This window comes from Pseudomonas sp. AL10, assembly GCF_029960685.1.
In the GTDB taxonomy this organism is placed as follows: Bacteria; Pseudomonadota; Gammaproteobacteria; order Pseudomonadales; family Pseudomonadaceae; genus Aquipseudomonas; species Aquipseudomonas lactis.
On the sequence record NZ_JASBQZ010000029.1, the window covers coordinates 1 to 22,381 of the forward strand.

The window sequence follows — 22,381 nt, forward strand, 5'->3', positions numbered from 1 at the left end:
TTGCTTACTTTGCCGCTTTTGCAAAGTGAGCCGCCGTCAGGGCGGAACCCTAAGTAGCCGTTACCGCAGCAATGGATATGTACACAATCCAGCTGTGTTGGCTGCCAGGCCGCCTTCGCGAGCAAGCGCGCTCCCACAAGTTTGACCGCGGGGTGTCAGGTAGATAGATATCGACTGACAGGCCGCCATCGCAGGCAAGCCAGCTCCCACAGTTGGATCGCGGGGCGCCAGGTAGATAGCCATCGTCGCACCGCAGTTGCGGCCCGTTTAAGGGCACAGCACATCACATCATCAGCCCGCGTGCACCAGCGCAGACCACAGGTAAACGTCCGTAGCCCGCCTGTCTTTGCCAACCAAGCGGTTGTCTCACCGAACAAAGCGCGCCCTCCTCTGCCGGCCTAATTTCCACCTCACAGCAGCTCATACCCCGCTGATGAGGTACGCCATGCATCGACATTCTTCACCACGATTGGCTGATTGTTCATGGCTTCTGCAACGGCGCGACCTCGCGCCTGAGGAGTCGGCTTATTGGTTGATTGAATGGGGAACCATGCAGCTGCTGCACCGACGGCAGGTCGCCAAGCGCACCCTGCCGCCGACGCGCTGACGCCCACCCGTAGGCCTGAACCAAAATAACGAGGAGCTCAAGATGGAATCTGCAATCGACACACATCTCAAATGCCCACGCACACTGTCCCGCCGCGTGCCCGAGGAGTATCAACCGCCGTTCCCGATGTGGGTGGCGCGCGCTGACGAGCAGCTGCAACAAGTGGTGATGGCTTATCTGGGCGTGCAGTATCAAGGCGATACCCAGCGCAAGGCTGCATTGCAGGCGATGCGTCACATCGTCGGCAGTTTCAGCCAGGTCGACGGCCCGCAGAACTACGATTTGACTCAGCACACTGACAGCAGCGGCTTTGATAATCTGATCGTGGTCGGGTACTGGAAAGACCCTGCCGCCCATTGCCGCTGGTTGCGTTCACCCCAGGTGAATGACTGGTGGAGTTCGCCGGATCGCCTGGGTGAAGGCCTGGGTTACTTCCGCGAAATCACCGCGCCGCGCGCCGAGCAGTTCGAGACGCTGTACGCCTTCCAGGAGAACCTGCCGGGTGTTGGCGCAGTCATGGATGCCACCAGTGGCGAGATCGAAGAACACGGCTACTGGGGCTCGATGCGCGACCGTTTCCCCATCTCCCAGACCGACTGGATGAAGCCCACGAGCGAGCTGCAAGTGGTCGCGGGCGACCCAGCCAAGGGCGGACGCGTGGTGGTGCTGGGGCACGACAACCTCACACTGATTCGTTCCGGCCAGGACTGGGCGGATGCCGAGGCAGAGGAACGCTCGCTCTACCTCGACGAAATTTTACCGACGTTGCAGGACGGCATGGACTTCCTGCGTGACAACGGCCAGCCGTTGGGCTGCTACAGCAACAGGTTCGTGCGCAATATCGACCTGGACGGCAACGTTCTCGACCTGAGCTACAACATCGGTCACTGGCGCTCAGTGGAGAAACTCGAACGCTGGGCCGAATCCCACCCGACCCACCTGCGTATTTTCGTGACGTTCTTTCGCGTGGCCGCGGGCTTGAAGAAGTTGAGGCTGTACCACGAGGTGTCCGTATCCGACGCCAAAAGCCAGGTCTTCGAGTACATCAACTGTCACCCGCACACCGGCATGTTGCGCGACGCCCTGCCGCCCACAGCCTGAGCGCCCTAGGCGTTTAACCCCCCCAGCTTCTGCCGCCTTGCCACCTTTCACGGGTGGCCCGGTCCCCTGTGCGAGGAATAAACGATGAATAAGATCCGCCTGCTGACCCTCTCCACCCTGTTGCCCGCGCTCCACGCGAACGCGGGTGAAGTCGCGCCTGGCGACTACGAGCAATATCCGATCGGCGCCACTATCGGGGCGATTTATTACCAGCACGCCACTACGGACTCGGCTTACGCCAACGGCCACAAGGCCAGCTCTGACTTCAGGGTGACCTCGGACGTGGGCATCCTGCGTCTGCTCCATGTGTATGCCCTCAGCGACACGGTCACCATCGACCCGCAATTCCTTTTGCCTTTCGGCCACGTCTCCGGCGCAGGTGACGCCTCAGCACTGGGCAGTACTCGCGGCGTGGGCGACTTGATCCTCACCGCGCCGGTGAAATGGCGGTTCAACGAAGCCCGCGACACCCTCAGTATCGCCCCCTATGTGTATGTGCCTTCGGGCACGTATGACAAGGACGATGCGCTCAATCTCGGGGAGAATCGCTGGAAATTCGAACTGCAGAGTGCCTACGTCAAGCACTTCACAGAGAAATGGGCGATGGACCTGGTCGGCGGCGCGACCTGGTATGGCGACAACACCGATTACGGTGCAAATGCCGACCGCCTGAAGCAGGACGTGTCCTACGCAGCGCAGATCATGGGCCGTTACATGCCGGACGCCACCACCACCTTTGCTATCGGCTTGGGGCGCACCTGGGGAGGCGAGACAAACATCGAGCATGTCAATCAAGACAACGAGTTGGGCACCACCAACGTGCGTCTCACCGCCACCAAATTCGTCACCCCCACCGACCAGGTGCAACTGCAATTGGGCAAAGACCTCTCGGTGGACAACGGCACCCGCGAAGACTTCCGCATGAACCTGCGTTACGCGCACATTTTTTAACGCCAGAAACTGCGACCGCGCGCCCCTGGCGCCAAGGTGTCCCGCTCAGCCAAGTCGATGTCTTTCTCAACCAAGCCACCGCCTGGATGCGCGGACTATCTTGAGCCCCAGGCCCGCTGATAGTGAGCATGCAGTGCTCTTCGGCCATTTACGATAAGGACAGCCAACCATGGCAATCGCTCGCCCCACCCTTGAACAGCTATTGGCTATTTCGAGCAGCCTGCACATGCAACTCAGTGCGCAGCAAGCCGATGAATACCTGGCACTTATGCAGGCAAGCTTCGACGCCTATGACCTGGTTGACGAGCTGCCGGACTTCATCCCGCCGGTGCGTTATGAACGCAGCTCAGGCTACCGTCCCTCGGCCGCACACAACCCGCTCAACGCCTGGTACTTCCGCACCGAAGTCAACGGTGCGCGCGAAGGCAAGCTCGCAGGTAAAACGGTCGCCCTCAAAGACAATATTTCACTGGCTGGCGTGCCCATGATGAATGGTGCCAAGCCGCTTGAAGGCTTCGTCCCCGCCTTCGATGCCACGGTTGTCACCCGCTTGCTGGATGCCGGCGCGACTATTCTCGGCAAGGCAACGTGCGAACACTACTGCCTGTCCGGCGGCAGCCACACTTCCGATCCTGCACCGGTGCACAACCCCTATCGCCAAGGGTTTGCCTCGGGTGGTTCGTCTTCCGGCAGCGCAGCGCTGGTTGCCGCCGGCGAGGTCGACCTGGCTGTCGGCGGTGACCAGGGCGGCTCAATCCGCATCCCTTCCGCCTTCTGCGGCACTTACGGCATGAAGCCGACCCACGGCCTGGTGCCCTACACCGGCATCATGGCCATCGAGGCGACTATCGATCACGCCGGCCCCATCACCGCAAACGTACGCGACAACGCCTTGATGCTGGAGGTCATGGCCGGCGCCGATGGGCTTGATCCGCGACAAGCCGCGCCGCAGGTCGACGCTTACAGCGATTACCTGGAGCGCGGTGTCAGCGGGCTGAGGATCGGCATCCTGCGCGAAGGTTTTGAACTGGCCAACCAAGACCCGCGTGTGGACTCGTGCGTACGCCAAGCCATTGCAGCGTTTGCGCGGCTGGGCGCGCAGGTCGAGGAGGTGTCGGTGCCTGAGCACAGCATTGCCGGTTCGCTGTGGCACCCCATCGGCTGTGAAGGTTTGATGATGCAGATGATGCACGGCAATGGGGCCGGTTTTAACTGGCAAGGGCTGTATGACCTCGGTTTGCTGGACCAGCAAGCCGGGTGGCGCGATCAGGCCAATGAGCTGTCCGCCTCTCTCAAGCTGTGCATGTTCGTCGGGCAATACGGGCTGGAGCGCTACAACGGGCGGTTCTACGCCAAGGCACAAAACCTCAGGCGCGTGGCACGCGCCGGGTATGACGCCGCGTTGGCGCGCTATGACCTGCTGGTGATGCCCACCGTGCCGATCGTCGCCCAGCCCCACCCGCAGCCGGGTTGCTCGGTTACCGAGTACGTGGCCCGTGCGCTGGAAATGATCGGCAATGCCTGCGCCCAGGACATCACCGGCCATCCGGCCATGTCGATTCCCTGCGGCCTGGTAGACGGTCTACCTGTCGGGCTGATGCTGGTCGGCAAGCACTATGCCGAAGGCACGATTTACCAGGCTGCCGCAGCGTTCGAGGCGTCGGTTGACTGGAAAAACTGTTAGCCGGTAGTCCCGCGCAGCGCAAAAAGAATAAGCCGCCAGGCGCTGCCCAGAAGCTCAACGATGAGGAGTCAACTTATGAGCGCACACGAAGCAAGCACATCTACACCGGGCGAACGCGCGCAAGCGTTACTGCAAGTGCTCAAGCAGAAGGATCTGATCCCCGGCGGTTACATCGAACACATGACACAGCTGATGGCACACCAATGGAGCCCGGAGAACGGGGCTCGGGTGGTGGCCAAGGCCTGGGTAGACCCGCAGTTTCGCGAACTGCTGCTCAAAGACGGCACCGCGGCGTGCGCCCAATTTGGCTATACCGGCCCGCAGGGTGAATACATTGTTGCGCTGCCAGACACGCCCAGCGTGAAAAACGTGATTGTGTGCAGCCTGTGCTCCTGCACCAACTGGCCTGTCCTGGGCTTGCCGCCGGAGTGGTACAAGGGCTTCGAGTTCCGCGCCCGACTGGTGCGCGAAGGGCGCACCGTGCTGCGGGAACTGGGCACCGAGCTGCCGGCCGACGTCATCGTCAAGGTCTGGGACACCAGCGCCGAAACCCGCTATCTGGTGCTGCCTGTACGGCCCAAGGGCAGCGAATCGATGGATGAAGAGGCCCTGCGAAAACTGATCACCAAGGATGTCCTTATCGGCGTGGCGCTGCCTTAGGTGGCGTAACCGGTGCCCTTTGTTTTTTGCACTTTTCAGAGGTATTCACAATGGATGGCTTTCACGATCTCGGTGGGTTTCAAGGCTTTGGCAAAGTCCCTCACACCATCAACAGCCTGAGCTACCAACCCGTGTTCAAGCAGGACTGGGAGCACCTGGCCTACAGCCTGATGTTTGTCGGCGCCGATCACTTGAAAAAGTTCAGCGTGGACGAAGTGCGCCACGCCGTCGAGCGCCTGGATGTGCGCCAACATGTCGGTACCCAATACTACGAACGCTATGTCATCGCCACCGCCACCCTGCTGGTCGAAACCGGAGTGATCACCCAGGCGGAACTCGATCAGGCCCTGGGTTCGCACTTCAAGTTGGCGAACCCCGCGCATGCCAGTGGGCGCCCAGCGATCAGCGGCCGCGCGCCCTTTGAGGTGGGCGACCGGGTGGTGGTGCGAGACGAGTATGTGGCCGGGCATACCCGCATGCCGGCCTACGTACGCGGCAAAGAAGGCGTGGTGGTGCACCGCACCGCGCAAAAGTGGCCCTTCCCTGACGCGATCGGCCACGGTGATCTGAGCGCGGCGCATCAGCCGACCTATCACGTCGAGTTTCGCGTGAAAGATCTCTGGGGCGACGCAGCAGATGATGGCTTCGTGGTGGTCGACCTGTTCGAAAGCTACCTGGACCACGCCGATGGCACGGTGAACGCATGATGGACGGCGCCTTGACAGGCCGACTGCCGGTGACGGTGCTTTCCGGCTTCCTCGGCGCCGGCAAAACCACCCTGCTCAACCATATCCTGCGCAATCGCGACGGCCTGCGCGTGGCGGTCATCGTCAATGATATGAGCGAGATCAACATCGATGCCGAGCAGGTGCAGCGCGACGTGGCGCTGCACCGGGGCCGCGATGAGTTGATCGAGATGAGCAATGGCTGCATCTGCTGCACGCTGCGCGCCGACTTGCTCGAGCAGATCAGCGCCCTGGCACGCCAGCAACGTTTCGACTACTTGCTGATTGAGTCCACGGGGATCTCCGAGCCGATGCCGGTAGCCGAGACGTTCGCCTTCCTCGACGCGCAGGGCTTCAGCCTCAGCGAACTGGCGCGGCTTGACACCTTGGTGACGGTGGTCGATGGCAGTCGCTTTGAAGCATTGCTCGAATCGCCGGGCATCGTGGCCCGCGACGACGCACCCACGCGCCATCTGACCGACCTGCTGATCGAGCAAGTGGAATACGCCAACGTCATTCTCGTCAACAAACTGGACCTGATCGACGAGCCCGGCTACCAGGCCGTGCACGCGATCCTCGCCGGCCTTAACCCGAGCGCGCGGATCATGCCGATGGCTCAGGATAACGTGGAGTTATCCGCAATACTCGGTACCCACCTGTTTGATTTACCTAGCCTCGCGGCCTCGCCCGGCTGGATGAAAAAAATGCAGGCCGACGACACGCCGGCCTCTGAGTCGGACACCTATGGCGTGACCTCCTGGGTGTACCGCGAGCGTGCCCCGTTTCACCCGCAGCGATTGCTCGATTTTCTCCAGCAGCCCTGGCACAACGGGCGCCTGTTGCGCAGCAAAGGTTACTTCTGGCTCGCCAGCAGGCACTTGGAAACCGGCCTGCTGGTGCAAAGCGGCAGTCAGTTCCAGTGGGACTACGTCGGGCACTGGTGGAACTTCATCGAGCAGTCGCAATGGCCGCAGGATGAATATCGGTTGCAGAGCATCATGGCCAAGTGGGACAGCATTGTCGGCGATTGCCGGCAGGAGCTGGTCTTTATCGGCCAGGGCCTGGACACCCAAGCGCTGCAGCGCGCACTCGACAACTGCTTGCTGAGTACTCAGGAAATCGCCGCCGGCCCCTCGGCCTGGCAAGCCCTGCCGGGGGCAGCAATCTTTGACTCCCAGGCCTTATCGGCGCCGACGCCGTCCTTGCAGGCTGACCCTATTTGACCGAGGTAGAGGTGCCCCATGCTCTTTTTCAACCGAACCACCCGCTGCGTATTGGCGCCGCTCGCCGACCGACTGGAGCAGCCTGACCAGCCAGGCACACCGCTGTCGTCAAGCCACCCGTTGTTACGCCGCATCCTGGCAAGCGTCGAACAACTGCTGCAAGAACGGCGAACCCTCAAAGAGCAGTCCCGCGCGCTGACGTTGGAAATCCGCCAGTTGGAGGAGCGCCTGGCCCGCCGTGACCAGCTGGTGCGGCAGTGGGAGGCGCGCTGGACCCTGATCACACAGGGTGCAGGTGAACGGTTCTGGGAGCTGGAACTGGATGGCGCCGCCGCCCCCGCCCCGGGTGCTGCGATGACGTGGACGGGGTCTGCGTCTGCGTCGAACCTGGCCCAGGCGATTGACCAGTTTGGCGGCTGGAGCGAACAACTGCATCCGGATGACCAGCCAGCGCATCGGAAGGCGCTCGCCCGGCACCTTGCCGATCGCAGCGGGCGTACGGCCTTTGCGCTCGACGTGCGGATGAAGTCGGCACTCGGCAATGACTATCGCTGGTGCCGGATCAGCGGAGCCGCCCGACGCGATGCGCAGGGCACAGCGCTTGCCATGGGGGGAACCGTGCGTGACATTCATGAACAGTACCTGCACCACGAGGCGCTCGAACTGGCGGCCACACGTTTCGACATTTCCCGAGAAATGCTGCACGACGGGCTCTGGGATATCGAGGTGGTGGCCGGCGACCCGGCGAACCCGAACAATACCATTTGGTGGTCTTCGCAGATGCGCCGGCTGCTGGGCTGCAACACGGTGGAAGAGTTCCCCAACACCCTGGAAAGCTGGACCTCGCGCTTGCATCCCGAGGATAGCGCACGAGCCATCGGCGCGTTCGTCGCCCATGTGGACGACCGCAGCGGCAAGACCCCATTCGATGTGGAGTATCGACTCAAACACACCAATGGCACTCACCGTTGGTTTCGCGGCCGGGGGCAAACCCGCCGCGCACCGGACGGCTCGCCGCAACGGGTGGTGGGTGCCATCACCGATATCCATGCCCACCATGAAGAAAGTGCGATGCGCGAGGCGCAGGCGCAACAACACCAGGTGATGCAGGAAACCCTCACCAAGCTGACGCAGATTGTCGCCACGATCCAGGGCATTGCCAGCCAGACCAACCTGTTGGCATTGAATGCCGCCATTGAAGCGGCGCGAGCTGGCGAAGCCGGTCGCGGGTTTGCGGTGGTCGCCGATGAAGTGCGTAAGCTGGCCACGCGGACCAGCCACGCGACCCAGCAAGCGGCCCAGATGATGGACCACTAGCGACATCCAGGCGCCCGCGCAGCCTGCGTGGGCACAGGTCATATTCCAACAATAATAATCAGGTACGTTATGCGCGATTACGACTCAGCAGTCTCATCCTTCGATTATCTACAGCTGGCTGCCCAGGACTTGCGCGGCGAACCCGGCGCCTTGAATGCCTGCATTGAATGCTGCGACCGGCACGCCGATGGCCATGCCGTGGCGTTGTATTGCGAAACGTACGATGGCCGCGCCACGCAGTACACCTTCAGCGAACTGCAGGCGCACGCGGCGCGTTTCGGCAACTTCCTGCGGGCCCATGGCGTGCAGCCGGGGGATCGGGTCGCCGGCCTGATGCCACGCACGGTTGAACTGGTGATCGCCATCCTGGGAACCTGGCGCATCGGGGCGGTCTACCAACCGCTCTTTACCGCATTCGGGCCCAAGGCCATTGAACAGCGACTGGACTGTTCCAACGCGCGCTGGATCGTGACCGACGCCCACAACCGTCCCAAGCTGGACGAGCTCCTCGACTGCCCCCACGTCATCGTGACCGACGCCACCTCACAGCGCCCCAGCGACTACGCGTTTTGGGATGTGCTGGAGCATCAACAACCCGACTGCACACCTGAGCTGCTGGACGCCCGTGCGCCGTTCCTGCTGATGTGCACCTCGGGCACCACAGGGCCGGCCAAGCCGCTGGAGGTGCCTGTGAGCGCCATCCTAGCCTTCAAAAGTTATATGCGCGATTCAATCGACCTGCGCGAAGACGACCGTTTCTGGAACCTCGCCGACCCCGGCTGGGCCTATGGCTTGTATTACGCCGTGACCGGGCCACTGGCATGCGGCCGGGCCACGCTGTTCCATGACGGCCCTTTCACCGTGCAAAGCACCAGCCGGATTATCGCCAAGTACGGGATCAGCAACCTGGCCGGCTCGCCTACGGCCTTTCGCCTGCTGATAGATGCCGGGGCCGAGTTCGCCGACGCGGTGCGTGGCCAACTGCGTATCGTCAGCAGCGCCGGCGAACCGCTCAACCCGCAAGTCATCCGTTGGTTCGCCGAACAGCTCGGCGTGGTCATTCACGACCATTACGGCCAAACCGAAATCGGCATGGTGTTATGCAATCACCATGGGTTACGCCATCAGGTACGTGAGGGTTCTGCCGGTTATGCGGTGCCGGGGTACCGGATTGTCGTGCTGGACGATGCGCAGCGGGAATTACCGACAGGCCAGCCGGGCGTACTGGCGGTGGATCGCGAGCGCTCGCCCCTGTGCTGGTTCAATGGCTACCTTCACATGCCCACCAAGGCGTTTGTGGGCCGTTACTACTTGAGCGGCGATATCGTGGAGCTCAATGAGGACGGCAGTATCAGCTTTGTCGGCCGTAACGACGATGTGATCACCACGTCCGGCTACCGCGTGGGGCCTTTCGATGTAGAGAGCGCGCTCATCGAACATCCGGCAGTGATCGAAACCGCGGTGATCGGCAAACCCGACCCGCAACGTACCGAGCTGATCAAAGCGTTTGTCGTGCTCAACCGTGAGTACCTGCCCAGTGTCGAGTTGGCGGAAGTCTTGCGCCTGCATGTCCGACAGCGCCTGGCTGCGCATGCATACCCACGGGAAATCGAGTTCGTTGAGCAACTGCCCAAGACCCCCAGTGGCAAGTTGCAGCGGTTCATTCTGCGCAACCAGGAAATTGCCAAACAGCAGGCACTCGACACATGACTCACGGGCGTATGGCTCCCCCGCTCAGCCGCTCGGAGTTCCAGCGCAGAGCCCTGGAGCTGTTCAAGGAGCGTAGTTTCAGCCAGGTCAGCATGCGCGAATTGGCCGCGCATGTTGGCATCAGCCCGGGCGCGATTTATCACCATGTAGAGAGCAAGGAAGCCATGCTGTTTGAGTGGCTGACAGAGCTGTATCAGGCGCTGTTGTCGCACGTCGATCGGATCAACACCCGTAGATTGACGGCCGCGCAACGCCTGGCAAAGCTGATCGAAGGCCATCTTCAATTGCATGAACAGATGACCGGGCACTTCAAGTTGGCGGTCATGGATGCCAATTGCCTGGGCGCCCCGATGCAAGCGAGCGTTGAGCGATTGAGGCTAGCCTATGAGTCGGAACTCATGAAGGTGGTCGGCCAACTGGGCCATCAGCCCGGCGGGCCGTTGCGCGAGGGCGCGCTCACGGCGATTCTGCCCGTGCTGAACAGCCTGCCCACATGGCTGAGCCCAAAGATTGATCACCGTCAGCGTCGGCTTATTACAAAGACCATCGCCGATGCGGTCATAAAGGCCATTAATTCCCTACCTTGAGTGACTACACCCAACGGTAACCACGACGCGAAGCGAGCCGCTCTTGATCTGCTTTTGATCTTGATCTTAAGCGCCCCGTTAAACCACGCTGGCGGATTACGGGCACACCGAGCCCAAGCGAGGTGCCGAGTAGTAGGGCAAGAGCCTTTTGCTTACCTTTGGGCTCTTTTCAAAAGTGAGCCGCTGTCAGAGCGGAACCCTAAGTGGCCGTTACCGCAGGAATGGATATGTACTCAGTGTAACGGTGTCGACTGTGAGGCCGTCTTCGCAGGCAAGCCAGCTCCCACAGTTGGATCGTTAGGGTGTCAGGTAGATGTCGGCTGTCAGGCCGTCGCGGGAGCAAGCTCCCTCGCCACAGGCTCGGCGTCATGCCGAAGTTGTGTAGATACCTATGCATATAGCGGTTTTTCGAATTTTGAACACCAGAGCCCCGCCAAAAATGTTTCTGACGACGCGAATAACCTCTAGCAGGCGTTGCTCCGACTGTTCAGCCTGACGCCTCTCGCCCCGCACGCCCCTGAACTAGCCGAGCTACGTTCTCATCAATGCGGCCCTGAATCAGGCGCAAGGTGTCTCGCGTAATATCCTGAGGGTATAAGTTCTCAGCGATCGCCGAAAACCGGCGCGCCACCTCGCAAATGCCATCAATCATGCTGCCAGCCACGTCCGGTGGCACCTCGGCCTCCTCGGCGAGTCGAAGCAGTTGTGTGCGGGAAATCGACAGGGCTTCTCCCATCACATCCATCTGGTGATAACCACCTGGCCCCTCGCAGAAGGTCACGTCGTAAGCCGGCGATAATCTCCACTGACCGCCTTGCGACATGATGTAGGCAAAGTTCTTGGGGTGATCGTCTCTGTTGTTGAACGCCACATTGAAGACGGCACGTTCGAAGGCCCGCGCCATCTCGCGCACGTCATTTGTACACATCTGCGTTGCCCGCAGGAAGTTGACGTAGTCCAGCACTCCCGGGGAGCGGTAATTGGCGCCCGTAAACGCCGCGAGGCTTTGCATCGGGACGCGCAGACCATCGCGTCGGTCAAATCGCTTACTGGCAAACGCTGCCAACCCATCAGGCAGACTGAAGTACTGCGTGTCGGGGGTGTCTATACCGCACAAGCGCAGGCATTCGGCGTAGACCATTTCGATGGCACATACCTCGGCATGCTCTTCTTTGGCAGGGAACTTGATCAACCACGCTTCAAAGCCTGGCGTGACGGCGGTGGTAAAACCACCGGTTACGGGGTCGCGATACACGAGGGCCTTGGGCCGTGCTCCTTGAGGCGAGCCACCCACCAGCAGCAACGTGTGCAGGAACTCGCCCCCGTCTCCGTGGAGTACTTGCTGCACCTGGGCGGCAAGCTGTTCCAGCGGGATGTGGGCTTCAGACGCCTGCCCTTCGGGCGCCACGGGCTCAAACGTCATGGCGCCCATCGCGTTGCTACCGATGTACGCCAGCCGCTCCAGTGGTCCGATGCGCGCCGTGGTGAGCCCTCGGCGCCTGAACATGCGGTCCATCAACAACATGCCCCAGCCATCCGGCAACGCATCGTAGATAGGCCCTGGCAAATGCAGTTGGTGGTCTGGAAAATCTCTACGCAACTGAGCCCCCTCCAACGGCAGCATGTATGAGCACAGTTCCAAACCCTTTTGTCTGGCTTCGTTACTGTACTCGAACACGATCAGCGGGCGACCGGTCAAGGCGGTGGTGGAGACCAGCGAGCCCCATTGCCATCGCTCGCCCCAGCCTTCGTAGAAGACATTTACCTGCTCAAGCATTGCCGGGCTTCCTCTTTGTGCGCAGACGATTGGCGCTGTTTTCGTAGCGCCGAATATCCTCGATGCTGTCTAGCTTAGGCAGAAACAGGCCTTCGAGCTCCTTGGTTCGGCCAAGCGCTATGGCCACCCGAACGACGTTCTCGAACCCCACATTTCGCCCGGCTTCAAGGTTGGACACGGTGTTGGTGCCAATGCCAGCGCGCCCGGCCAGTTCGGCTTGTGTCATGTCCAGCGCCAAGCGCTCTGTGCGCAAGCGATCACAGAGGCGCTTGACGACTTCGCTCGGCTTGCTGAAGCTTAAATCCAACATAACCTGTACTTATCCCTTGTTGCGCCAGTTAGTGCCCAAAATTATAGAATTAGCAGCAACGCCTATCAAGCCGATAACTCCCTGAGTTAGGGCCTTAGTCACCAAAATGTACGTCTTAGCCACAACATACTGGATTTATCTGACATTAAGTCAGACGACGCTGCCGACGGCGGTTTCTCCGACCAGGCGCACCTGGCCCGCATGGGCACGTCAGGCCTACCTGCAAGTCACCAACGGCATGAGCCAATATCAGGCACTCAAGCAGGCCTTGAACTCCAGCCAGATCAACCTTGGCGCCGTGACCCACGGCTTCGAAGCCGGCTCGCGTATCAACACCGATGTACTGGATGCCCAACAGAAAGTCACCGATACCCAGCAACGCCTGGCCCAACAACGTTATGCGATCCTGATGGCCCAGTTGCACCTGTTGGCCTCCACCGGCAACCTGAGCGACGCGCGCCTGCGGGATATCAGTCATACGCTGAACTGACGCACTGGTCAGTAGTGCGCTGACATTCGCTCAACGTGAGGGCTGATTTGGATTAAGCTTGGGCATCTCAAAAATGGAACACTGCCCATGTTCGACCTCAACGAACTCTTCCTCTACGCCAAGGTGGTCGAGCACGGCGGCTTTGCGGCGGCGGGCCGTGCGCTGAACCTGCCCAAATCGACCTTGAGCCGCAGAGTCAGCCAGCTTGAAGCCAGGCTGGGGGCACGACTGATACAGCGCTCGACGCGCCAGTTCCAAGTCACCGATATCGGCCAGGCCTACTACCGCCACTGCGTGGCGATGATTGCCGAGGCCGAGTCGGCCGAAGATGTGATTGCTTTCAACAAATCAGAGCCGCGCGGCGTGATCCGCTTGAGCTGCACCACTGCGCTGCTCAACTATTGGGTGGCGCCGATGCTGGCCCAATTCATGGCGCAATGCGCCAGCGTCGAACTGAACGTGAAGAGTTTCAACCGCAAGGTCGACATCATCAGCGAAGGCTATGACATGGCCTTGAACCTGTGTTTCCCGCCGCTGGAAAGCAGTGAGCTGGTCATGAAGGTATTGGCTAAAAGTCCTCAGGTGCTGGTGGCGAGCGCGACTTTTTTGCAGGGTGCTCCCCTGCCCTCGCTACCAGCTGACCTTGCCGGGCTGGCGACTATCCATTGGGGCAACCCGTTGCTTCAGTACCTGTGGGACCTGACCGGGCCGGACGGCGCCACGGCGCAGGTAGTACACACGCCACGCCTGGTCAGTGATGACATGTCCACCCTGAAAAACGCAGCACTGGCGGGCGTGGGCATCGCCAACCTACCGCAGGTCGTCGTGAAAGACGAACTGGCCGATGGCCGCCTGATTGCCGTATTGCCTGAATGGCAACCCGCTGAAGGCGTGATCACCGCCGTGTTCCCTTCCAGGCGTGGGCTGATGCCGTCGGTGCGGTCCTTGATCGACTTTCTGGGCGAGGCGTTTGAGGCGCCGTGATGCGCCCTCGCGTTGCTGGGAAAGTTCCTTGCACCCTGAGCAACAGTCTTTTGTCATCAATCACATTGATAGCTCCCTAACAAAACCCCCATGCTAGAGGGCTGACTCCGCGCTTATATCATTCCGAATGATAGTTACCTTTGCTTCATTCGATTCGTGACCTAGCACCTCCCCGCGCATGATCCGCCCATCTCAAATACATTGGCGGATGCACCTCATGGAACAGTCACTTAAACATTTGCGCTTCCCCTTGGCGATCTTGGCCGTGGTGGTGATGAGCGCGTGCGGCAAGTCCCCGGAACAAGCGGCCGCCATGCCTCCTGCCAAGGTCAGCGTGGCCAAGGTGTTAGAACAACCGGTCAACGAATGGGACGAGTTCACCGGGCGCCTTGAAGCGCCGGAAACCGTGCAGATTCGTCCGCGAGTGTCCGGCCAGATTGACCAGGTGGCGTTCACCGAAGGCGCGCTGGTGAAGAAAGGCGACCTGCTGTTCCAGATCGACCCTCGCCCGTTCCAGGCCGAAGTGCGCCGCCTCGAAGCCCAGCTTGCACAAACGAAAGCCGCCGCCACCCGCAGTGAAAACGAAGCGCAACGTGGCGAGCGCCTGCGCCAGAGCAATGCGATCTCCGCCGAACTGGCTGACTCGCGCACCACCGCCGCCCAGGAAGCCCGCGCGGCCATGGCCGGGATCCAGGCGCAGTTGGACCTGGCCAAGCTGAACCTGAGCTTCACCCGCGTGACCTCGCCCATCAGTGGCCGCGTCAGCCGTGCCGAAATCACCGCCGGCAACCTGGTGACCGCCGATACCACTGCACTCACCAGCGTGGTCTCCACCGATAAGGTCTACGCCTACTTCGACGCCGATGAGCGCGTGTTCCTCAAGTACACCGAACTGGCCCGCGAAGGCCGGCGTGGCGCAACCACCCCTGTGTACCTGGGGCTGTCCAACGAAACCGGCAACCCGCACCTGGGCCAGATGAACTTCGTCGACAACCAGGTCAACCCGGCCACTGGCACCATCCGTGGCCGTGCGGTGTTCGACAACAGCAAGGGCGAATACACCCCTGGCCTGTATGCGCGCTTGAAGCTGGTCGGCAGCGGCACCTATTCGGCCGTGTTGATCAATGACGAAGCGGTCGGCACCGACCTGGGCAAGAAATTCGTACTGGTGATGGACGGCGACAAGCCGGCTTATCGCGCGGTGGAACTGGGGCCGAAAATCGAAGGTTTACGCATCGTGCGCAGTGGCCTGACCAAGGACGACACCGTGATCGTCAAGGGCCTGCAACGTGTGCGCCCAGGCTCGCCGGTCGCGCCGGAAACCATCCCGATGGCCAGCAAGGAAACCCTCGCCGCCTTGGCCCAACAACGACAAGCGCTTGAAGCCAGCAACCTGGAGCAAGTGGCGCCGGAAAAACCCGCGCCCAAGCTCGCAAGCGTCGCGACTCCACGCGGTTAAGGGATACTCAAGATGAATTTTTCCAAGTTCTTCATATCAAGGCCGATCTTCGCAGCGGTGCTGTCGCTGTTGATCCTGATCGCCGGTGCGATCTCGCTGTTCCAGTTGCCGATCAGCGAATACCCGGAAGTGGTGCCGCCGACCGTGGTGGTGCGCGCCAACTTCCCGGGGGCCAACCCCAAAGTCATCGGTGAAACCGTGGCCGCGCCGTTGGAGCAAGCCATCACTGGCGTCGAGAACATGCTGTACATGTCCTCGCAGTCCACTGCCGACGGCAAGCTGACCCTGACCATCACCTTCGCCCTGGGCACCGACCTGGACAACGCGCAGGTGCAGGTGCAAAACCGTGTGACGCGCACCCAGCCCAAGCTGCCAGAGGAAGTGACGCGCATCGGTATTACCGTGGACAAGGCCTCCCCCGACCTGACCATGGTGGTGCACTTGACCTCCCCGGATCAGCGTTACGACATGCTGTACCTGTCCAACTACGCGATCCTCAATATCAAGGATGAACTGGCCCGCCTGGGCGGCGTCGGTGACGTGCAGTTGTTCGGCATGGGCGACTACTCTCTGCGCGTCTGGCTCGACCCGAACAAAACCGCTTCGCGCAACCTGACGGCGACCGACGTGGTCACAGCGATCCGCGAGCAGAACCGCCAGGTGGCTGCCGGTGCCCTGGGCGCCCAGCCCGCGCCGAGCGACACCAGCTTCCAGTTGTCGGTCAATACCCAGGGCCGCCTGGTCACTGAAGAAGAGTTCGAGAACATCGTGATTCGCGCGGGTGCCAACGGTGAAATCACGCGCCTCAAGGACATCGCCAGGGTCGAGCTGGGTTCCAGCCAATACGCGCTGCGCTCGCTGATCGATAACCAGCCCGCCGTCGCGATTCCGATTTTCCAGCGTCCCGGCTCCAATGCCATCGACATCTCCAACGATGTGCGCAGCAAGATGGCCGAGCTGAAAAAGAGCTTTCCGGCGGGCATGGATTATCGCATTGCCTATGACCCGACCATCTTCGTACGCGGTTCCATCGAAGCGGTGGTGCATACCCTGTTTGAAGCACTGATCCTCGTGGTGCTGGTGGTGATCCTGTTCCTGCAGACGTGGCGCGCCTCGATCATCCCCTTGGTGGCGGTGCCGGTATCGTTGATCGGTACGTTTGCGGTGATGCACCTGTTCGGGTTCTCACTCAACGCCCTGTCACTGTTTGGCCTGGTACTGGCCATCGGTATCGTGGTGGACGACGCCATCGTGGTGGTGGAGAACGTCGAGCGTAATATCGAGCTGGGTCTGGAGCCCTTCCCGGCGACCGAAAAAGCCATGAGTGAAGTGACCGGCCCCATCATCGCCACGGCGCTGGTGCTGTGTGCGGTGTTCATTCCGGCCGCCTTTATCAGTGGCTTGACCGGGCAGTTCTACAAGCAGTTCGCCTTGACCATCGCGATCTCAACCGTGATCTCGGCGTTCAACTCCCTGACCCTGTCTCCTGCACTGGCCGCTGTGTTGCTGCGCGGTCACGACGCGCCGAAGGATCGGTTCTCGAAGTTCCTCGACAAGGTCTTCGGCGGCTGGCTGTTCCGTCCCTTCAACCGCTTTTTCGAAAAGGCCAGCCATGGCTACGTAGGCACCGTGCGCCGAGTGATTCGCGGCAGCGGTATTGCGTTGTTCGTCTACGCAGGTTTGATGGTGCTGACGTTCTTCGGGTTTGCCCACACGCCGACCGGTTTCGTCCCGGCCCAGGACAAGCAATACCTGGTGGCCTTCGCCCAACTGCCCGACGCCGCGAGCCTGGACCGTACCGAAAACGTGATGAAGCGCATGTCGGAGATCGCCCTGAAACAACCCGGCGTGGAAGCTGCAATTGCCTTCCCCGGCCTGTCGATCAACGGGTTCACCAACAGCCCGAACAGCGGCATCGTGTTCGTGACCTTGAAGCCCTTCGATGAGCGTAAAGACCCAAGCATGTCTGCCGGTGCGATTGCCGGTGCACTGAACGGCCAATACGCCAATATCGAAGAAGCCTACATGGCGATCTTCCCGCCGCCGCCGGTACAAGGCCTGGGCACCATCGGGGGCTTCCGTCTGCAGATCGAAGACCGTGGCAACCTCGGCTATGACGAGCTGTATAAAGAAGTGCAGAACGTGATTGCCAAGAGCCACAGCGTGCCTGAACTGTTCGGCCTGTTCACCAGCTACACGGTCAACGTGCCGCAAGTGGACGCGGCTATCGACCGCGAAAAGGCCAAGACCCACGGCGTGGCGATCAGTGACATCTTCGACACCCTGCAGGTCTACCTGGGCTCGTTGTATGCCAACGACTTTAACCGCTTCGGGCGCACCTATCAGGTCAACGTGCAGGCTGAGCAACAGTTCCGCCAGGACTCCGACCAGATCGGCCAGCTGAAAGTGCGCAATAACAGAGGCGAGATGATCCCCCTGGCGACCTTTATCAAGGTCAGCGACACCTCGGGCCCGGACCGCGTGATGCACTACAACGGCTTCATCACCGCAGAAATCAACGGCAACGCCGCGCCGGGCTACAGCTCTGGCCAGGCCCAGGCCGCGATTGAAAAACTGCTCAAAGATGAACTGCCCAACGGCATGACCTACGAGTGGACCGACCTGACCTATCAGCAAATCCTCTCAGGCAATACCGCGCTGTTCGTGTTCCCGCTCTGCGTACTGCTGGCGTTCCTGGTGCTCGCGGCCCAATACGAAAGCTGGAGCCTGCCACTGGCGGTGATCCTGATCGTACCGATGACGCTGCTGTCGGCCATTACCGGGGTGATCATCTCGGGCGGCGACAACAATATCTTCACCCAGATCGGCCTGATCGTACTGGTGGGCCTGGCGTGCAAGAACGCGATCCTGATCGTCGAGTTCGCCAAGGATAAACAGCAGGAAGGCCTCGACCCGCTCGCTGCGGTACTGGAAGCCTGCCGCCTGCGTCTGCGGCCGATCCTGATGACCTCATTCGCGTTCATCATGGGTGTGGTGCCGTTGGTGCTCTCCAGCGGTGCCGGTGCCGAGATGCGCCATGCCATGGGCGTGGCGGTGTTCTCCGGGATGATCGGTGTGACCTTCTTCGGTCTGTTGCTGACGCCAGTGTTCTACGTACTGATCCGTCGCTATGTCGAGCGCAGTGAAGCGCGCAAAGCGGCCAAGGCCTTGAAGCTGGAGACACAGCAATGAGTGTGAAAATATTCCTGCCGAGCCTGCTGGTACTGGCGCTCGCCGCCTGTGCCGTAGGCCCGGACTACAAGACCCAGCAACTGGAGGCGGCCAACATCACGGCCGCCGCCGACACCAAAAGCTACGACCACGCCAAATACGAAGGCATCTGGTGGCAGCAGTTTGACGACCCGACCCTCAACCAGTTGGTGACCCAGTCCCTGAGCGGCAACCGTGATTTGCGCGTGGCCTTCGCCCGTCTGCGGGCGGCACGGGCCATCCGTGATGATGCGGCCAACGATATCATGCCGGTGGTCACCTCCCGGGCCAGCAGCGATGTGGGCAAGGGCCAGATTCCAGGGCAGACCACCAAGCGTGTCAACAGCGAGCGCTACGACCTGGGCCTGGACATGGCCTGGGAAGTGGATTTGTTCGGGCGTATCCGTCGCAACCTGGAAGCCAGCGACGCCGACCAACAAGTCGCCGAAGCCGACCTGTACCAACTGCAAGTCACCATGATTGCCGAACTGGTGGATGCTTACGGTCAACTGCGCGGCGCGCAACTGCGTGAACGCATCGCCCTGGACAACCTGAAGAACCAGCAGGAATCGCGCACCATCACCGTCAGCCTGCGCGACGCCGGCGTGGGTGATCAGCTCGACGTCGAACGCGCCGACGCCCACCTGGCAGCGGTTGAAGCCAGCGTGCCGCAACTGCAGGCCGAACAAGTGCGCGAGCGCAACCGCATCGCCACCCTCCTCGGCCAGCGCCCCGACAAGCTGAGCGTGGACCTGAGCCCGAAAGACCTGCCAGCGATTGCCAAGGCGTTGCCGATTGGCGACCCGGGGCAACTGCTGCAACGGCGCCCGGACATCCTCAGCGCCGAACGCAAACTGGCCGCCGCCACCGCACGTATCGGCGTGGCCAAGGCCGACCTGTTCCCACGGGTGAGCCTCAGCGGCTTCCTCGGCTTCACTGCCGGGCGCGGTTCGCAGATCGGCTCGGCCGCGGCGAATGCCTGGTCCCTGGGCCCGAGCATCACCTGGGCCGCGTTTGACCTAGGCAGCGTGCGTGCGCGTTTGCGCGGTGCGAATGCCGAAGCCGATGGCGCCTTGGCAACCTATGAACAGCAAGTGCTGCTGGCGCTGGAAGAGTCCGAGAACGCCTTCAGCGATTACGGCAAGCGCCAGCAACGCCTGGTCTCGCTGATCCGCCAAAGCGAATCCAGCCGCGCCGCCGCCGACCTCGCCGCGATCCGCTACCGCGAAGGCACCGTGGACTTCCTGGTACTGCTCGACGCCCAGCGCGAACGCCTGGCCGCCGAAGACTCCCAAGCCCAGGCCGAAGTGGACCTGTATCGCGGCATTGTGGCGATCTACAAGGCGTTGGGTGGTGGCTGGCAGCCGGATACGGTGGTTGCCAGCAGCAAGTGAGGTAAAGAGCTCCTTTGGTTGGTCGCATCCAGCCAATTTTTAGCCCTGCGGTCCATTCGGTCGTGGGGCTTTTTTTTGCCACCGATCGTCCCACGCAGAGCGTGGGAACGATCAAGTGAGAAACATCCTAATCCCGCAGGGTGGAAGTTAGAGGCGACTCGTCTCGCTCAAAATCAAACTCCGATAATGCCCCGGATTCGATCCCACCCACTTACGAAACGCCTTGTAGAACGAACTCGCATCGGCAAACCCCAGCCGCGTGGCAATTTCGGCAAAACTGATCTGCGGTTCAGCCAGCCATACAATCGCCAACTCCTTGCGCACGCTGTCCTTGAGGCCCTGATAGGTCTGCCCTTCTTCCGCCAGGCGGCGGCGTAGTGTGGACGCAGAAATACACAACCTGGCGGCAAGAGCCTCGGTTTCCGGCCAGGTGTCGGGGGGCATCTGCCGAAGGTCGTGCTTGATGCGCGTGGCGAGGCTTTCGGGGTCGCGATATTTGACCAGAATGTTAGCCGGTGCATGGGCCAGGAAGCGTTGGAGCTCCTGCGGGCTGCGCTTGATCGACAGGTCCAGGCAATCGGCGGAAAAGATCATGCGGGTGCGTGGTCGATCAAAGCGCAGGTTGTCAGAGAACATCACCTGATAATCGTCACAGAAGTCCGGCTGCGCGCAACGCAGCTCAATGGCGAGGATCGGAATACGCCGCCCCGCCAGCCAGCAGGCGACGCCGTGGACGATCATCCAGTAGGTGAAGTAGGTAAACGCACGCTTGGGTTCATGCTCAGGTTCGAGCAGGACGATCTCCGCCAGGCTCTGTTGGCGCACCAGCTGGGCTGGCAGGTGCTCCAGCATCAGTGAGAGAAACCCCAAGCCGGTTTCCAGGCCCGCCGCCAGGCTGGGTTGTGCCATGGCGGCGCGACACAGGAACGCCAGGCTGCCGGACTTGAGCTTGCGCGGGTCCATGCCAAAGAACTCATCGTCCCTGCGCCGCGCCAGCAAACGCCACAGGCGTGCATAGGCGGTGGCCGCCACGCGAGCGTCGGGCTGCTCAAGCAACGCCGGGGCAATCCCGACTTTGCTCAATGCCTCAACGGTGGCGGCTCCCGGCGCGCAACTGTGCAACAACGCTTCGCGCACGAGGTGGATGGAGATGGTGTCTTTTTCCGACATGGGGCGTTGAGCTGTCCGGCTGCGGTGTGGTTGGCCTGCATCATAAGGGCGGTTGCGCTTCGCCACCACTGTTCAGCCCACGTTCAGCAAAGGTCAATATTTCTTGTTTAGCAATGAGTATCATTATGTTACAAATTAGCTCCCTAACTAGTTGCGCCTGGGTGCCCGATGCTCGTTCCTTTTTTAATCATGCTGCGCGAAGGCATTGAAGCCGCCTTGATCGTTGGCATCATCGCCAGTTACCTGCAACAGACCGGGCGTGGCCAGTGGATGCCTGCGGTTTGGATCGGCGTATTCCTTGCGGCAGCGCTGGCGCTGCTGGTGGGCGGCGGCCTGGAATTGGTCAGTGCGGAATTCCCGCAAAAGCAGCAGGAATTGTTTGAAGGTGTCGTCGGGTTGGTGGCCGTGGGCATCCTCAGTTCCATGGTGTTCTGGATGCGCAAAGTGGCGCGCTCGATTAAACACTCGCTGCATGAATCCCTCGACCATGCGCTGGCCGGCTCCAGGCATCAGGTGTTCGCCCTGATTGCCATGGTGTTTTTCGCCGTGGCCCGCGAAGGGCTGGAGACGGTGTTCTTCTTGCTGGCCGTGTTCCAGCAGAGCGAGGGTCCAGGCGCTCCGATTGGCGCCCTGCTCGGCCTGGTCCTGGCCATTGTCGTGGGTTTGCTGATCTATTCCGGCAGCATGCGCCTGAACCTCGGCGCGTTTTTCCGCTGGACTGGCCTGTTCATCCTGGTGGTGGCGGCCGGCATTCTCGCCAACTCGGTGCAGGCCCTGCATGAGGCCGGCGTTTGGAATCACTGGCAGACCGTGCTGTTTGATTTCAGTGCCGCATTGCCCATGGACAGCCCGCTCGGTTCGGTACTGGCCGGCATGTTCGGTTACCAGGAGGCGCCGACTGTCAGCACCCTGGGCGCCTATGTGATTTACCTGGTGGTGGCCCTGGTGATGTTCTTCCTGCCCTCGGCCCCTAGCCAGCCCGCTGCCAACACCTCTTCCGTTTCCAGCCAGTAAGGACCGTC

Annotated in this window: 18 protein-coding genes; 15 read left to right on the top strand and 3 right to left on the bottom strand. The window is 61.2% G+C overall.

Translation table 11 applies throughout. The annotated features are described in order from the left end of the window. Positions 1-649 precede the first annotated feature (649 nt). The 9 genes from QK296_RS21310 (at position 650) to QK296_RS21350 (ending at position 10,565) form a co-directional block, all read left to right on the top strand. Positions 650-1,708, top strand: coding sequence for a phenylacetaldoxime dehydratase family protein (locus QK296_RS21310; protein ID WP_169856838.1), 1,059 nt, complete (start codon positions 650-652; stop codon positions 1,706-1,708). Between the two features lie 84 nt (positions 1,709-1,792). Continuing rightward, entirely contained in the window at positions 1,793-2,659 is an 867-nt protein-coding gene (locus QK296_RS21315) for a transporter (RefSeq protein WP_003191106.1), read from the top strand. Positions 2,660-2,828: 169 nt separating this feature from the next. Beyond that, positions 2,829-4,343, top strand: coding sequence for an amidase (locus QK296_RS21320; RefSeq protein WP_003191105.1), 1,515 nt, complete (start codon positions 2,829-2,831; stop codon positions 4,341-4,343). 75 nt (positions 4,344-4,418) lie between these two features. Continuing rightward, positions 4,419-5,003: a nitrile hydratase subunit alpha gene (nthA, locus tag QK296_RS21325; RefSeq protein WP_169856837.1), complete on the top strand. Its 585-nt coding sequence runs from the start codon at positions 4,419-4,421 to the stop codon at positions 5,001-5,003. A 50-nt stretch (positions 5,004-5,053) separates the two neighbouring features. Continuing rightward, entirely contained in the window at positions 5,054-5,710 is a 657-nt protein-coding gene (nthB, locus tag QK296_RS21330; protein ID WP_169856836.1) for a nitrile hydratase subunit beta, read from the top strand. After that, a complete protein-coding gene (locus tag QK296_RS21335) occupies positions 5,707-6,951 on the top strand; it encodes a GTP-binding protein (RefSeq protein WP_169856835.1) in 1,245 nt (414 codons plus the stop codon). Before nthB ends, QK296_RS21335 begins: the two co-directional genes overlap by 4 nt. Before the next feature lie 18 nt (positions 6,952-6,969). Then, complete coding sequence (locus tag QK296_RS21340) at positions 6,970-8,268, top strand: PAS domain-containing protein (RefSeq protein ID WP_169856834.1); 1,299 nt, start codon at positions 6,970-6,972, stop codon at positions 8,266-8,268. A gap of 69 nt (positions 8,269-8,337) precedes the next feature. Further along, positions 8,338-9,978: an AMP-binding protein gene (locus QK296_RS21345; RefSeq protein WP_169856833.1), complete on the top strand. Its 1,641-nt coding sequence runs from the start codon at positions 8,338-8,340 to the stop codon at positions 9,976-9,978. Positions 9,979-9,989: 11 nt separating this feature from the next. Further along, positions 9,990-10,565, top strand: coding sequence for a TetR/AcrR family transcriptional regulator (locus QK296_RS21350; RefSeq protein ID WP_003191099.1), 576 nt, complete (start codon positions 9,990-9,992; stop codon positions 10,563-10,565). Positions 10,566-11,052: 487 nt separating this feature from the next. Here QK296_RS21350 and QK296_RS21355 read toward each other — a convergent pair whose 3' ends face one another. After that, positions 11,053-12,342 (bottom strand): type II toxin-antitoxin system HipA family toxin, encoded by a 1,290-nt coding sequence (locus QK296_RS21355; protein ID WP_003191098.1) that lies wholly within the window; start codon positions 12,340-12,342, stop codon positions 11,053-11,055. Further along, positions 12,335-12,652, bottom strand: a complete 318-nt coding sequence (locus tag QK296_RS21360) for a helix-turn-helix transcriptional regulator (protein ID WP_003191097.1) — start codon at positions 12,650-12,652, stop codon at positions 12,335-12,337. Before QK296_RS21360 ends, QK296_RS21355 begins: the two co-directional genes overlap by 8 nt. 106 nt (positions 12,653-12,758) lie before the next feature. Between QK296_RS21360 and QK296_RS21365 the strand changes: the two genes are divergently transcribed. The 5 genes from QK296_RS21365 (at position 12,759) to QK296_RS21385 (ending at position 20,189) form a co-directional block, all read left to right on the top strand. Then, positions 12,759-13,142: a TolC family protein gene (locus QK296_RS21365; protein WP_275959718.1), complete on the top strand. Its 384-nt coding sequence runs from the start codon at positions 12,759-12,761 to the stop codon at positions 13,140-13,142. A gap of 87 nt (positions 13,143-13,229) precedes the next feature. Next, positions 13,230-14,126 carry a LysR substrate-binding domain-containing protein gene (locus tag QK296_RS21370; protein WP_003191089.1) on the top strand — a complete coding sequence of 299 codons (897 nt, stop codon included), beginning with the start codon at positions 13,230-13,232 and terminating at the stop codon, positions 14,124-14,126. 217 nt (positions 14,127-14,343) lie between these two features. Continuing rightward, positions 14,344-15,585, top strand: a complete 1,242-nt coding sequence (gene mexE / locus QK296_RS21375; RefSeq protein ID WP_034135660.1) for a multidrug efflux RND transporter periplasmic adaptor subunit MexE — start codon at positions 14,344-14,346, stop codon at positions 15,583-15,585. Between the two features lie 12 nt (positions 15,586-15,597). Beyond that, positions 15,598-18,777, top strand: a complete 3,180-nt coding sequence (locus QK296_RS21380) for an efflux RND transporter permease subunit (protein ID WP_003191086.1) — start codon at positions 15,598-15,600, stop codon at positions 18,775-18,777. Further along, entirely contained in the window at positions 18,774-20,189 is a 1,416-nt protein-coding gene (locus QK296_RS21385; RefSeq protein WP_282391283.1) for a TolC family protein, read from the top strand. The genes QK296_RS21380 and QK296_RS21385 overlap by 4 nt, the downstream gene beginning before the upstream one ends. A 147-nt stretch (positions 20,190-20,336) precedes the next feature. On the opposite strand, the gene QK296_RS21390 is transcribed toward QK296_RS21385, so the two are convergent. Continuing rightward, entirely contained in the window at positions 20,337-21,359 is a 1,023-nt protein-coding gene (locus QK296_RS21390) for an AraC family transcriptional regulator (RefSeq protein ID WP_094775326.1), read from the bottom strand. Between the two features lie 168 nt (positions 21,360-21,527). On the opposite strand from QK296_RS21390, the gene efeU reads away from it, so the two are divergent. After that, positions 21,528-22,373, top strand: a complete 846-nt coding sequence (gene efeU, locus QK296_RS21395) for an iron uptake transporter permease EfeU (RefSeq protein ID WP_003191080.1) — start codon at positions 21,528-21,530, stop codon at positions 22,371-22,373. The last annotated feature ends 8 nt before the right edge of the window (positions 22,374-22,381 follow it).